The 12,902-nt window shown below is 72.0% G+C and carries 13 protein-coding genes; 8 read left to right on the forward strand and 5 right to left on the reverse strand.

Annotated features, from left to right (window positions below; genetic code table 11):
• The first annotated feature begins 4 nt into the window (after positions 1-4).
• The 3 genes from QWU11_RS00700 (at position 5) to QWU11_RS00710 (ending at position 1,777) form a co-directional block, all read left to right on the forward strand.
• Positions 5-379, forward strand: coding sequence for a DUF742 domain-containing protein (locus QWU11_RS00700; protein WP_290102961.1), 375 nt, complete (start codon positions 5-7; stop codon positions 377-379).
• On the forward strand, positions 360-956 hold the full coding sequence (locus tag QWU11_RS00705) for an ATP/GTP-binding protein (protein ID WP_290102962.1): 597 nt from the start codon (positions 360-362) through the stop codon (positions 954-956). The genes QWU11_RS00700 and QWU11_RS00705 overlap by 20 nt, the downstream gene beginning before the upstream one ends.
• A 302-nt stretch (positions 957-1,258) precedes the next feature.
• Positions 1,259-1,777 carry a hypothetical protein gene (locus QWU11_RS00710; protein WP_290102963.1) on the forward strand — a complete coding sequence of 173 codons (519 nt, stop codon included), beginning with the start codon at positions 1,259-1,261 and terminating at the stop codon, positions 1,775-1,777.
• Between the two features lie 19 nt (positions 1,778-1,796).
• Here QWU11_RS00710 and QWU11_RS00715 read toward each other — a convergent pair whose 3' ends face one another.
• The gene (locus QWU11_RS00715; protein WP_290102964.1) at positions 1,797-3,278 is read right to left on the reverse strand and encodes an FGGY-family carbohydrate kinase; all 1,482 of its coding nucleotides are present in this window, start codon (positions 3,276-3,278) and stop codon (positions 1,797-1,799) included.
• 232 nt (positions 3,279-3,510) lie between these two features.
• On the opposite strand from QWU11_RS00715, the gene QWU11_RS00720 reads away from it, so the two are divergent.
• Genes QWU11_RS00720 through QWU11_RS00735 form a run of 4 tightly spaced genes read left to right on the forward strand, consistent with a single transcriptional unit; the run spans position 3,511 to position 6,879 of the window.
• Positions 3,511-4,728 (forward strand): acyl-CoA dehydrogenase family protein, encoded by a 1,218-nt coding sequence (locus QWU11_RS00720; RefSeq protein WP_290102965.1) that lies wholly within the window; start codon positions 3,511-3,513, stop codon positions 4,726-4,728.
• 4 nt (positions 4,729-4,732) lie between these two features.
• Positions 4,733-5,371 (forward strand): TetR/AcrR family transcriptional regulator, encoded by a 639-nt coding sequence (locus QWU11_RS00725; RefSeq protein ID WP_290102966.1) that lies wholly within the window; start codon positions 4,733-4,735, stop codon positions 5,369-5,371.
• Positions 5,372-5,406: 35 nt separating this feature from the next.
• Entirely contained in the window at positions 5,407-5,739 is a 333-nt protein-coding gene (locus tag QWU11_RS00730) for a cupin domain-containing protein (RefSeq protein ID WP_290102967.1), read from the forward strand.
• A 57-nt stretch (positions 5,740-5,796) separates the two neighbouring features.
• Positions 5,797-6,879 carry a hypothetical protein gene (locus tag QWU11_RS00735; RefSeq protein WP_290102968.1) on the forward strand — a complete coding sequence of 361 codons (1,083 nt, stop codon included), beginning with the start codon at positions 5,797-5,799 and terminating at the stop codon, positions 6,877-6,879.
• 135 nt (positions 6,880-7,014) lie between these two features.
• Here the strand turns inward: QWU11_RS00735 and QWU11_RS00740 are convergent, their stop codons facing one another.
• The 3 genes from QWU11_RS00740 to QWU11_RS00750 all read right to left on the reverse strand — a co-directional run bounded on the left by QWU11_RS00740 (position 7,015) and on the right by QWU11_RS00750 (position 10,669).
• Positions 7,015-8,286, reverse strand: coding sequence for an MFS transporter (locus QWU11_RS00740; RefSeq protein WP_290102969.1), 1,272 nt, complete (start codon positions 8,284-8,286; stop codon positions 7,015-7,017).
• Between the two features lie 119 nt (positions 8,287-8,405).
• Positions 8,406-10,217 (reverse strand): M64 family metallopeptidase, encoded by a 1,812-nt coding sequence (locus tag QWU11_RS00745; RefSeq protein ID WP_290102970.1) that lies wholly within the window; start codon positions 10,215-10,217, stop codon positions 8,406-8,408.
• A gap of 17 nt (positions 10,218-10,234) precedes the next feature.
• On the reverse strand, positions 10,235-10,669 hold the full coding sequence (locus tag QWU11_RS00750) for a VOC family protein (RefSeq protein ID WP_290103324.1): 435 nt from the start codon (positions 10,667-10,669) through the stop codon (positions 10,235-10,237).
• A gap of 258 nt (positions 10,670-10,927) precedes the next feature.
• On the opposite strand from QWU11_RS00750, the gene QWU11_RS00755 reads away from it, so the two are divergent.
• Positions 10,928-12,214 (forward strand): cytochrome P450, encoded by a 1,287-nt coding sequence (locus QWU11_RS00755; RefSeq protein ID WP_290102971.1) that lies wholly within the window; start codon positions 10,928-10,930, stop codon positions 12,212-12,214.
• On the opposite strand, the gene QWU11_RS00760 is transcribed toward QWU11_RS00755, so the two are convergent.
• Positions 12,201-12,887, reverse strand: coding sequence for a hypothetical protein (locus QWU11_RS00760; protein ID WP_290102972.1), 687 nt, complete (start codon positions 12,885-12,887; stop codon positions 12,201-12,203). The genes QWU11_RS00755 and QWU11_RS00760 overlap by 14 nt on opposite strands.
• Between the last annotated feature and the right edge of the window lie 15 nt (positions 12,888-12,902).

A 12,902-nucleotide genomic window follows, 5' to 3' on the forward strand; every position in this document is an offset into this window, starting at 1 on the left:
ATCGGTGCACGAGCCCAGACGGCGGTGGTTCGACGACGCCGCGGGGCCGTTCGTACGGCCCTATGCCGTCACGCGGGGGCGGACGCGCTCGGAGGGGGAGCCGCTGGATCTGATCGCCACGGTCATGGGGTCCCCGCCGTCGACGGCGGACCGCATGTGGCTGGAACCAGAACATCTGCGGCTGCTGGCACGATGCCGGCAGCCGATCACGGTCGCCGATCTGGCCTCGGACATGGACCTGCCTCTCGGGGTCGTCCGCGTCCTGCTCGGCGACCTGAGGGAACGCGAGCTCATCAGGGTGAGCTCGCCGACCCCGTCCGAATACGATCGCGACGAAGCGGTACTCCGCATGGTGCTGGATGAGCTCAACTCTCTTTGACAGGACGCCCGACGCCCAGCCCATGGCGATCAAGATTTTGATCGCCGGGGGTTTCGGTGCGGGCAAGACGACTCTCGTCGGCACTGCCAGCGAGATCCGGCCGTTGCGCACGGAAACCTCGTTCAGCGAGGCCGGGCGTGCCGTCGACGACACCTCCGGAATGGCCTCCAAGGAGTCCACGACGGTGGCGATGGACTTCGGCCGCATCACGTTCCAGAGCAACATCGTGCTCTATCTGTTCGGCACGCCCGGGCAGAAGCGCTTCTGGTTCATGTGGGACGGCCTGGCCCGCGGCGCGGTCGGCGCGATCGTGCTCGCCGACACACGGCGGCTGACGGACTGCTTCGGCGCGATCGACTTCTTCGAGCAGCGCGGCACGCCGTTCGTCGTGGCGGTCAACTGCTTCGACGACGCCCCGAGATACGGCCCGGCGCGCATCCGCGTGGCGCTCGACCTCGACCCGGGTGTGCCGATCGTGCTGTGCGACGTGCGCCAGCGGGAGTCCGCCATCCAGGTGCTCATCTCGATCGTCGAGCACGCGATGCGCATGAAGGCCAGCGGCTCCGCGGCGCGCTGACCCCCGCACGTGGGCCCCGGCGCGGGCGACCGATATCCCGTACGGCGGCGGACCGGATCCGGCTCCTGCCGGTCTAATTCGATCTTGAGTGCTTACATGATCGGGATTACCGCCGTTTCTATGAACGATCACCAAATTGTCTGATCGATTTCCTAGGCAACGAGGGATTCGATACTGTTCATACCTCTTTGCAACAGCCCACGTGCGTGTGGACCAGGGTCCTTGTGATCTTTCTCCCCCAGCTGTGACTCACGAAAGGACGCCACCGTGGGAACAGTGCCCCCTGCCGCATTGCCGCGACGATGCGTCGACGACGATTCGCCTACGACCATGGGCGCGGACTCATGATCGTCTCGATCGTGATCCTCCCGCTGGCCCTTCTCACCCTCGTCCCGGTCATGGCGATCCGCCGCCGCGACGGCGCCTCAGGGGGCGCCGCCTGGCGATATCCGGAGTCGATGACGGTCAACCTGGCCGCCGAGGCCGAGGAGTATCTCGCCTGGCTGGCCGACCATCACTGGCCCGACGACGAGTACCTCGATCTCGAGCGCGACTGGCGGTCCGACCTCGATCCGTTCGAGGACCACCCCGTGTGCCCCGGCTGCCACCAGCCCGGGAACGACGTTTGGCCCTGCCACGAGTGCGGCCTGACGATGCACTCGAGTTGCGGCTACGGAATGCGGCGGAAAAAGATCTCCAAGCCCTACCGGACGCGTGACATGGGAGCCGAGTCGGTCATCGCCGAATGGCTGTGCAATCGCTGCGCCTCCATCGTCGGGCTCGATGTCGATCGAGGCGACGAGAAGGGTCGCGCCCAGTAACAACGCCGGATTCCGGACATCAGCCGGGCTCCTGGGAGAACGCCGCGAGAGCGTGGGCCGCGTCGCGTGTGGCGGGGTAGAGGCCGCGGTAGATCCCGTACAGCTCGTCGTAGGTCCGGCCGGCGCCGGGATCGGGTTCGACCGTGGCCGCCGGAGGGTTCCAGTCCGCGCCGTCCGACAGGCCGGCGGCGCGCGCGGCGAGCAGCGCGTCGCCGTAACAGGCGCCGATCGTGACCGACGGCACGACCTGCTCCCGGCCGAGGACGTCGGAGACGATCTGGGTCCACAGGCCGCCCTTGGTGCCGCCGCCCACTGCGACCAGCCGCCGCGCCGCGCCGCCGGCCGACCGCATCGCCTCCAGGTTGTGCCGTACACCGAAGGCCGTGCCCTCCAGCGCCGCCCGGTACAGGTGCCCGCGCCCGTGGTGCAGCGTCAGCCCGAGCACGAGGCCGCGGGCGTCCGGGTCGAACAGCGGCGTCCGCTCCCCGGCGAAGTAGGGCAGCATGACCAGCCCCCCGGCTCCGCGACCGGCCGCGCGGGCCTCCTCGACCAGTTCCTCGTAGGCCGCGCCGGTGAGCCCGCGCAGCCAGTCGGTGACCGCGCCGGAGGTCGCCATGCCCGCGGCCAGGTCGTACGTGCCGGGCGTGATGCCGACCGTGCCCCATAGACCCGGCCAGGTACGTCGTTCCGACAGCACCTCGAGCAGGAACATCGTCGTGCCGTACATCACCATGACGTCGCCGGGGTCGTTCACCCCGACGCTCACCGACTCGGCCCAGGCGTCGATGGTCCCGGCGATCACGGGTGTGCCCTCGGCGAGTCCCGTACGGGCCGAGGCCGCCGCGGTGACCGTGCCCGCGACCTCGCCGGGCCACAGGAGCGGCGGCAGCTCCAGGCCCGGGGCGATCTCGGCGGCCCAGTCGCCGACCCAGGCGTGCTCGCGGCTGTCGTACAGCGGTGAGCTCTGGCTCGCGGAGTGGTGGTCGAGGACGTACTCCCCGGTCAGCTCGTGCACGAGGTAGGAACTGGCCATGAACAGCCGCCGGGTGCGATCCCAGACCTCCGGCTCGTGGCGGACCAGCCAGGCCAGCTTGGGCCCGACCGCCTGCGTGGTCAGCGGCGAACCGCCGCGCTCGACGATCGCCTCGGCGCCGTACCGGCCGGTCAGCTCCTCGATCTCGGCGACCGTGCGGGTGTCCACGCCGTACAGGATCGCCGGGCGCAGGGGCTCGCCGGCGGCGGTCGCGGGCAGCGCGCACGGGCCGATCCCGCTGACGCCGACGGCGGCGACCGGCCGCCCGCCGGCCCGGGGCAGCAGCTCGCGGGTGACCGTGGCGAACCCCTCCCACCACACCGCGCGGGCGTCGTGCTCGGCCCAGCCCGGGTGCGGCCGTGACACCGTGTGCTCGCGCACCGCCGTAGCGACCACCGAACCGTCCGGGGTGGTCAGCACGCCCTTCGAGCTCGACGTGCCGATGTCGACTCCGAGCAGCAGGCTCATCCGCGCACCTTTCCGCGAGTAACGGCGCCCCAGGCCCCCAGGCCGACTGCCGATTTTGCCCGACATCGCGCATCGCGTGTAGAGCGAGCGGCGACCCCGCCGCGCCGCGTCCGGCGCCGACCTGAGAGTGTGCGATGGCTCACGGCGGCGTTGACTTCGTCGCGCCGCCCTGCCTATCGTGCGCCATACCGACTAGTCGGTATGTTGCTGGACCGCGCCTGGGGAGACGGCAATGGACTTCGCCCACGACTCGACCACCACGGACTACCAGGAGCGGCTGCTGGAGTTCATGGACGCCCACGTCTATCCGGCCGAACCCGTCTACGCCGCGCAGGCGGCCGAGCGGACCGACCCCTGGGCCACGCCTCCGGTCATCGAGGAGCTCAAGGCCGAGGCGCGCAAGCGCGGCCTGTGGAACCTCTTCATGCCCCACGAGCCTTACGGGGCCGGGCTGACGAACACGCAGTACGCCCCGCTCGCCGAGATCATGGGCCGCTCGCCGAAGATCGGGCCGGTCGCCCTCAACTGCGCCGCCCCGGACACCGGCAACATGGAGATCCTCGCCATGTTCGGCACGCCGGAGCAGCGGCAGCGGTGGCTGGAGCCGCTGCTCGACGGCGCGATCCGGTCGGCGTTCTGCATGACCGAGCCCGCCGTGGCCTCCTCCGACGCCTCCAACATCTCCCTGCGCATCGAGCGCGACGGCGACGAATACGTCCTCAACGGGCGCAAGTGGTGGAGCTCGGGCGCGCTCAGCCCCGACTGTGAGATCTTCATCGTGATGGGCGTGACCGACCCCGACGGCCCCACGTACCGGCGGCAGAGCATGGTGCTCGTGCCCAAGGACACGCCGGGCGTCACGGTCGAGCGCGGGCTGTCGGTGTTCGGCTACGACGACGGCACGCACGGCGGCCACGCCGAGGTCGGCTTCGACGGCGTACGCGTTCCGGCGGCCAACATCCTGCTGGGGGAGGGCGAGGGCTTCCGGATCGCCCAGGAACGCCTCGGCCCCGGCCGCATCCACCACTGCATGCGCGCCATCGGCATGGCCGAGCGCGCGCTGGAGCTCATGTGCGAGCGGGTCACCTCCCGCGTCGCCTTCGGGGTGCCCATCGCCGACCAGGGCGTCGTCCAGGAGTGGATCGCCGAGTCGCGCATCCGGATCGAGCAGGCCCGGCTGCTGGTGCTCAAGACCGCGTGGCTGATGGACACCGTCGGCAACAAGGGCGCGCGCGTCGAGGTCTCGGCCATCAAGGCGGCGGTGCCGGAGATGGCCAACTGGGTCATCGACCGGGCCATCCAGGCGCACGGCGGCGGGGGAGTCTCGCAGGACTTCCCGCTCGCGGAGCTGTGGGCCGGGGTGCGGACGCTCCACCTCGCCGACGGCCCGGACGAGGTGCACAAGCGCTCGATCGCCCGGCGCGAGCTGGCGCCGTACCGGAATCGCTGAGCAGGTGACCCAGGGAACGGCGGAGTCTCCCGGCGAGGTCCGCCCGCTGCCGGAGCGGCTGCTCGCGGCGGCGACGCGCCTGTTCGCCGAGAACGGCTACGAGAACACCTCGGTTCAGGAGATCGTCACCGCGGCGGGCGTGACGAAGGGGGCGATGTACCACTACTTCGCCGCCAAGGACGACCTGCTCTATGAGATCTACCACCGGCTCCTCGCCCTGCAGACCGAGCGCCTGGAACACCTCGCGGGCGGCGACGGCATGCCGAGGGAACGGCTGCACGCGGCGGTCGTCGACGTGATCGAGACGAGCTGCGCCCACCTGGACGGGCTGACCGTCTTCTTCCGGTCGATGCACCTGCTGCCCGAGAACAAGCGCCGGGCCGTACGGGCGGAGCGGCGCCGCTACCACGAGCGGTTCCGTGCCCTGGTCGAGGAGGGACAGCGGGAGGGGACCTTCCGCACGGACGTGCCCGCCGACCTGGCGGTCAACTTCCTGTTCGGCGCGGTCCACCAGATCAGCACCTGGTGGCGTCCGGACGGGCCGATGGACGCCAGTGAGTTCGGCGAGTACTACGTCGGCCTGTTCCTCGACGGCCTGCGCCGTACGGGGGAGGCGTTTCCCGGCACGCCCGAGGGGCGCTGACGCCGGATCCGGGCCGCCGCTGTCAGACTGGCGGCATGCAGAGGAAGATGTCGCTGGACGCTCTGGCGCGCGAGCACGCGAACCGCGCCGGAGCCGACACCACGGGACGCAGCTCCGCCACGGTCTTCGGGGGACACGAGCGGGTGCTGCGGCAGACGCTGATCGCGCTCGCCGCCGGCCGGTCGATGTCCGAACACGAGAACCCCGGCGAGGCGACCCTGTTCGTGCTCCGGGGCCGGGTACGCCTGATCGCCGACGACGACGTGTGGGACGGGCGGTCGGGCGACCTGATCGTCATCCCGGACGCCCGGCACAGCCTGGAGGCCGTCGAGGACTCCGTCGTGCTGCTGACCGTCGCCAAGATCTGAGCGGGCGGCCCCGCCGGTGCGGGATGCTGGACGATCACCAGACGCCAGGAGGTGCGCGTGACCGTCCAGGTCTTCTGCTATCCCGAAGACGCCCTGCTCACCGGCGCCGGCCCGCTCTGTGAGCTCGCCGCGGGGCTCGGGGCCGGCGCGATCGCGGTGGCGGTCCGCTACCACCCGGCTCGCCGCTGGTTCGCCCGCCACGGCGTCGTACGGCACTCGCCGGCCGGGATCACCTACCTGCGGCCGTCCGCCGAGCGGTACGGCCGGCTGCGGCCGCTGGAGATCGCCGGCGACGCGGAGATCGCCGCGCTGCGGGACCTGCGGGAGGAGGCACGGCGGCACGGGCTCGCCTTCCACGCCTGGACGGTGATGCTGCACGACGACCCGGTGGTGGCCGCGTTCCCCGACCTGGCCGCGCGCGCCCTCGACGACACGCCGACGATCCACGCGCTGTGCCCGAGCCATCCGGACGTCGTGGAGTACGCCGCCGCGCTGGTCTCCGACGTGTGCGAGCAGCTCGGCCCGGACGTCGTTGAGCTGGAGTCCGCGCTGTACGCCGCGTGGGACCCCTCCTACGTCGTGTCGCTGGAGCTGGCGCCGCTGACCGGCGCGGCGCGCGCGCTCGCCGGGCAGTGCTTCTGCGCCGCCTGCATCCGCCACATCGAGAGTCTCGGCCATGACCCGGCGCGGCTGCGTGACCTCGCGCGGGCGGGGGAGGGCGTCGTGGCGCTGCGGTCCGTACGGGCCGCGGGCGTCCGCCCGGTGATCGAGGCCACCGCCGCGGCGGCGCACGAGCACGGCACGGCCGTACGCCCGCTGGTCTTCGACGACCCGCTGATGGCGGCGCTGCAGGGCGCGGGCCCGGACGCGTTCGGCGCCGCGGACGCCGTCGGCCTCGGCTGCGGCGTGCTCGCGGGCGACGCGCTGACCGAGCGGTTCGGCGGGCTGGCCGCACTGGCCGGCGACCGTCCGCTGCTCGCCTCGCTCAACTGGTCACCGGCCCGTACGGGAGAGGAGTTCGCCGCCGACGTCCGCGCGGTGATCGAGGCCGGCGCCTCCGACATCGCCCTGTACAACCTGTCCCTCGTCCCGGAGACCGCCCTGCCCGACCTGGCCGCCGCGGCCCACGCCGTCCCCTAGACGAGTGGTTCCGATGTGGTCGGTGATCGTAGGCGGTCAGTGATCGGGTGGGAACCGCGAACCGCAGCCATCGGGCCTCGGGCGTGCGGCCCAGTAGCGCCTGAGCGACCGCCGGCCACAACGGCTCGGAGTCGGTCAGCCTCGGCCGCTCGGGAGCGGTTGTTGGGGGACTGAGTCGGATTCGGCCGGTTCGGGGTCGGGCGCGGGGTGGCGGGGCAGGAGCAGCGGGCTGGTGAGGATGAGCAGTCCCGCGACCGTGAGGGCCGTGCGCGGCCCCGTGACGCCGGCGAGCAGCCCGCCGAGCGCGGTGAAGACGGCGATGGCGGCCTGCTGGCCGATCGACCAGGCGGACAGGGTGCGGGCGATGAGGTCCCGGGGCGTGTGTTCAAGTCGGTAGGTGGCGAGGACCGGGGTGTACAGGCTCATGTTGATGATGATCGCCAGCTCGACGGCCATCACGGTGAGGAGGCCGACGACGCCGGGGCGGACGAAGACCAGGCCGATCAGCCAGATGGCGCGCAGGGTGCCGACGACCCGGAAGACCTTCTCCCGGCCGTGGCGGGCCACGACGCGGCGGGCCAGCCGGGAGCCGATGAGCCCGCCGACGCAGGGGGTGGCGAAGGCCAGGCCGTACTGCCAGGGCGAGAAGCCGAGCTGGCGGAGCAGGAGCACGGCCAGCAGCGGCTCGGTGGCCATGATCAGGCCGCCGACGAGCATGTTGTTGAGGTAGAGCGCCCGCAGGACGGGGTGGCCCAGGATGTGCCGCCAGCCGTCGAGCACCGCGCCCGCCCGTACCGGGCTCCTGCCGGTCGTCCGCGGGGCCTCCTCCCGGCCGCGGATCGCGGTGACGCCCAGCGCGGAGAGCAGGTAGCTGAGCGCGTCGGCCACGACGGTGGTGACCGGCCCGAACAGGCCGATCGCGGCGCCGCCCAGCGGTGGCCCGATCGCGATGGAGCTCCAGTTCGTCGACTCGAACCGGGCGTTGGCCACGAGCAGGTCCTCGGGGGGTACGAGGGCCTTGAGGTAGGCGCCGCTGGCCGCGTTGAACGCGATCTTGGCCGCGGCGACCACGGCCGAGATGACGAGCAGCTGGACGAAACCGAGCAGGCCGAAGGCGTACGCGACCGGGACGGTCGCCATGACCGCGAACCGGGTCAGGTCCATCGCGATCATGACCGGCCGCTTGCGGCGGAACTCCACCCACGGCGCGAGCGGTACCGCGATCAGCGCGCCCACGGCCGGCCCCACGGCGGACAGCGCGGACACCTCGGCGGGGCCGGCGTGCAACGCCAGCACGGCGATCAGCGGGAACGCGCCGAACCCCAGCCCGGACCCGTAGGCGCTGATCGCGTACGCCGCCCACAGCCAGCCGAACTGCCGCCCCAGAGGTCTTCTCAAGCTCCGCACCTCACTTCCCCGTGGCCCAGCCCGCCGCTGGACCACGACGAATCACATCAAGGGTGAGGAGGGGGATCAAACAACCGGCCTCACGGCGAGCCACAACCGTTCGTTGTCCACTCGCCGGGTCAGGGGCGCAGGACGACGGTGAGGCGCCTGGCCGCGCCGACGTTCCCGGCGGCGTCGACGGAGCGGTACTCGATGGTGTGGCGGCCGTGGCCCGGCGGCACGACGTCCCACGGCGAGGTACGGGCGGGCCGGCCCAGCCGGCCGTACACCAGATGGTCGATCTCGGTGCCGAGCGGCGTGAACACGAACGGTCCTTTCGGGTCGTCCGGCCAGCCGAAATAGCGGAACCAGCCGTCCCCGTCGACCTGGAACTCCGCCACCGCCGGGCCGCCGGAGTCTCTCGGCTCCAGCCGCATCGTGAACCGCCCGTCGAACACGTACGCGCCGCCGGTGACACTCGCCGGGCGGGACAGCTCGACGCGGGTCCGCGGGCGCTGCGCGTCGACCGTCCAGGCCAGCGTGCGGTCCCCGGTCCGGGCGGTCACCCTGTGGGTGCCCGAGCGCAGGTGGAACCGCGCCAGGCGCAGGTCGCGGTCCGGGCCGCCCGTGGTGACCCGGCGGCCGTCGAGCGTCCAGCGCACGGCCGGCGCCGAGCGTACGGGGTGGGTCGTCTCCGCGTAGATCACGTCGTCGGCGCCCACGTCGGTGTGCTCGGGCGTCGCGGCGGTGAAGGCCACCGGTATGGCGGCCGCCGGCGTGCGGATCCCGGTGTCGACCGTCCACGTACGGGTCCGGGTGAGGGCGGGCGAGGCGCGGATCGCCGGGTCGCGGACGAAGCGGGTCGGGTCGGTCACCTCGGCGGTCAGCGTGTGCCGCCCGGGCGCCGGGCGCAGCCGGGCCAGGTCGAGGTCGTGCCGGCCGGAGCGTACGACCCGGCCGTCCAGCCGCCAGGTGACGCGCAGCAGGTGACCGACCGGGTGGAGCGTCTCCAGCCAGACGACGCGGTCGGCGCCGATGGGGGCGGCCGAAGGGGTCGCGGCCTGGATCAGGTCCACCTTCGCCGCGATCGCCTGCGTCATGCGCTCGCGCGCCACCTGGTCGTAGGCGTACCCGAGGGTCTTCATCATCGAGTGCTCGCTCGGCCGCCAGACGCCCGTCCTGGCGTACATCCCGCCCTCGTACCGGCCGATCACCCCGCCGGACGCGCTCGGTGCGCCGAGCCAGCGCCACCACTTGAGGCGCCGCGCGCGCATCTCCCGCGCGGTGAGGACGGTGTGCTGGACCGAGCGGGGCTCGCCGCCGGTGTACGCGCCGCCGGGCTCGCCCCGGCGGTAGTAGTCGTACTCGTCCTGCAGGCCGCCCAGGGTGTGGCCCAGCTCGTGCGGCATGATCAGCGCCGACATCGTGTTGCCGCCCGAGGCGGTGGCGTACGTGCCGCCGGTGCCGCCGTAGGTGGTGCTGTGGGCGAGCGCGACGATCTGCCGGTTCGCCACGCCGGTCCCGCGGACCAGGTCGGCGTACGCCTCGGCGGCGCGGGCGTTCACGGCCAGCCGCCGCTGCATGTCATCGCGGTGGCAGCCGTTCCAGAAGGCCATGCCGAGCGGCGTACGGCGGACGGGCGCGTCCGGGCCGGGGTCGCAGCTCACGCCGGACTCCGGCGAGGCGATCTCGACGCGGTAGACGTTGAGGTAGCTGCGGTAGGACTTCCAGGGCTCGAAGGCGAACAGCATGCCGAGCTGGCGCGCGACGTCCTGCCGGAACCCCGGCAGGTCGGCGGCGGTGTAGCCGTCGCCGAGCAGGATGAGGTTGAAGCGATTGGCCGGATCGCCGGTGACCTGCAGCGGAACGACCCGCGCGGCCTCGGCGGAGCGCGCCGGCGCGGCGGGCAGGGGCAGTGCGGAGAACACCGCGACCGCGGCGGCCGTGCGCACCCGTGGTCGGGGCGCCACTACTTGGCGAAGAGCTGCGACTCGTCGCGGAACGCCTTGAACTCCAGCGCGTTGCCGGCCGGGTCGTGCAGGAACATCGTCCACTGCTCACCCGGCTCGCCGGCGAACCGGAGGTAGGGCTCGATGACGAAGGCGACGCCCGCGCCCCGGAGCCGGTCCGCGAGGGCGTGGAAGCCGTCGGTGGACAGCACGAGCCCGAAGTGCGGCACGGGCACGTCGTGCCCGTCGACCGGGTTGGTCCGCGCGGATCCGGGAGCGGCGGGCACCTGGTGGGTCACGACCTGGTGGCCGTAGAAGTTCCAGTCGACCCAGACGCCGGAGGACCGCCCCTCGTCCAGGCCGAGCACGCCACCGTAGAACGCGCGGGCCCGGTCGAGGTCGTCGACCGGGATCGCGAGGTGGAAACCGGGCCGTATCGTCATCGAGGTCGTCATCGAGGTGGTCATCGGGGTCGTCATCGGGCGCTCCTCCGTCACCAGGGCCGACGCCTCACATTCACCCATCCGCGCCCCGATGTCGAGCCGACCGGCCGCAGCCGTGACGTCTCACCGTCGTCCCGTGTCCGTGTGCGGCGGGGGGTGAGTCGGCCCGCTCATCATCGGCACCGTCGAGACCTCGCCGGAGCCGCGCTTTCCGCGTACGGCCGGATGTGGTTTGATGTAACCGATCACTTACGGCGAGGTGATGGCGGTATGACGACCGACTCCGCTCCGGTCGAGCGGCTCGACCTGTCCGCGCTGGAGTTCTGGGAGCGGCCTCTCGGCGAGCGCACGGCCGCGTTCGCGGCGCTGCGCGCCCTGGAGCATCCGGAGTTCTTTCCCGAGATGCGGGTGCCCTTCGTCCCCATGGGCAAAGGCTACTGGGCCCTCGTCCGCCACGCCGACGTCACCGAGGCCAGCCGCCACCAGGACATCTTCAGCAGCGAGCCCAGCGCCACCACGATCCCGAACCTCCCGGCGTACATGAGCCGGTTCTTCGGCTCGCTGATCAACATGGACGACCCGCGGCACGCCAAGATCCGCCGCATCGTGTCCCGCGCGTTCACGCCGAAGATGCTGGCCAAGACCGAGGACGACGTACGCCGGCGGGCGGCGCGCATCGTCGACGAGCTGCTCGCCTCCGGGCCGGGCGACTTCGTGGAGAAGGTCGCGGTACGCCTGCCGGTCGAGGTCATCTGCGACATGCTCGGCATCCCCGAGCGTGACTACGCGCGGGTCATCGCGCGGACCAACGTCATCCTCGGCAACACCGACGCCGAGTACACCGGCGTCAGCCCGGGGAAGATCGACCGCCTCAGCATGGGCCGCGCCCTCCTGAAGATCATCTGGGCGGCGCGCGACCTGCACCGGCTCGCGGCGGGGCTCGGCCGCGAGCGCGTGAAGAACCCGACCGGCGACCTGACCTCCGCGCTGGTCAACGCCAACGTCGACGGTGAGCGGCTGACGACGCGCGAGCTCGGGTCGTTCTTCCTGCTGCTCGTGGTGGCGGGCAACGAGACGACGCGTACGTCCCTCAGCCACGCGCTCAAGCTGTTCACCGACTTCCCCGACCAGCGCCGCCTGCTGCTGGAGGACTTCGACACCCGCATCGGCGGCGCGGTCGAGGAGATCGTCCGCTACTCCACGCCGGTCATCTTCATGCGCCGCAACGTGACCCGCGACCACGAGATGAACGGGCACACCTACAAGGCCGGCGACAAGGTGCTGCTGTTCTACAACTCGGCCAACCGCGACGACGCGGTCTTCGCCGACCCGGACACCTTCGACATCACCCGCAGCCCGAACCCGCACGTCGGCTTCGGCGGGCCGGGCCCGCACTTCTGCCTCGGCGCCAACCTCGCCCGCCGGGAGATCACGATCATGCTGGAGGAGCTGTTCACCCGGGTCCCGGACATTCGCGCGGCCGGCGAACCCGACCGCCTGCTGTCCGGGTTCATCAACGGCTACAAGCGCCTGCCCTGCACGTTCACCACGTCCTGACGCCGAGCGTCTCGGCGAGCCAGCCGAGGCGCTGGATCGCCGGGCCGATCCGCCCGGGGTCCAGGCGGCCCTGCTCGACGATCATCAGTTCGCCGCCCTGGATGCTCCACTGCGGCGCCTGGCCGCGCAGGTGGGCGTCGACGAGCGCGGGGGAGAGCAGGGCGTACGCCGCGCGCGGGTCGGCGGTCTCCACCCGGAACTTCTGGTCGAACTGGGCGTGGCCGATCTCGACGGCCGACTGGTGGCCCAGCGCGCGCAGGAACCGCGAGCCCAGGCCGCGGCCCCGTACGTCGATGTCGGGCCACCGGCCGGGCAGTCGTGCGACGAGGACGATCAGGTTCACGGTGTGCGTCTGGGAGTGCCCCTGCGCGTCGGTCGAGTGCGTCACGTAGTGGCAGTCGGCGGCGGTCATCGGCAGCCCGTGCACGACACCGTCGGCCAGCCGCCGGATCTGGAACCGCGACAGGTGGGCGAACCGGTGCCGCCAGGAGGTGGCGGCGTCGCCCTCGTACAGCTGCCAGCCGCTGGTCATGGTCCACGCGTAGAGGGCGTCCCGCAAGCGGCGTTCGGCGCGGGCGGCGGCGCGCCGGACCGCGACGGCGAGGACGGTCACGGCGGCAATACCGCCGATCGCCAGGACGAGCAGGAACAGCACGGCTTCCACCCTCGCCATGATCGCGCAATGCGG

It is taken from the genome of Actinomadura sp. DC4 (genome assembly GCF_030406325.1).
Taxonomy (GTDB): domain Bacteria; phylum Actinomycetota; class Actinomycetes; order Streptosporangiales; family Streptosporangiaceae; genus Actinoallomurus.

What these genes read in the sequence shown, in the direction of transcription:
- QWU11_RS00720 (WP_290102965.1), top strand. Translation starts at nt 3,511, where the DNA reads ATGGACTTCGCCCACGACTCGACCACCACGGACTACCAGGAGCGGCTG.
- QWU11_RS00750 (WP_290103324.1), bottom strand. Translation starts at nt 10,669, where the DNA reads ATGACGACCTCGATGACGATACGGCCCGGTTTCCACCTCGCGATCCCG.
- QWU11_RS00710 (WP_290102963.1), top strand. Translation starts at nt 1,259, where the DNA reads ATGCGTCGACGACGATTCGCCTACGACCATGGGCGCGGACTCATGATC.
- QWU11_RS00705 (WP_290102962.1), top strand. Translation starts at nt 360, where the DNA reads ATGAGCTCAACTCTCTTTGACAGGACGCCCGACGCCCAGCCCATGGCG.
- QWU11_RS00760 (WP_290102972.1), bottom strand. Translation starts at nt 12,887, where the DNA reads ATGGCGAGGGTGGAAGCCGTGCTGTTCCTGCTCGTCCTGGCGATCGGC.
- QWU11_RS00730 (WP_290102967.1), top strand. Translation starts at nt 5,407, where the DNA reads ATGCAGAGGAAGATGTCGCTGGACGCTCTGGCGCGCGAGCACGCGAAC.
- QWU11_RS00755 (WP_290102971.1), top strand. Translation starts at nt 10,928, where the DNA reads ATGACGACCGACTCCGCTCCGGTCGAGCGGCTCGACCTGTCCGCGCTG.
- QWU11_RS00715 (WP_290102964.1), bottom strand. Translation starts at nt 3,278, where the DNA reads ATGAGCCTGCTGCTCGGAGTCGACATCGGCACGTCGAGCTCGAAGGGC.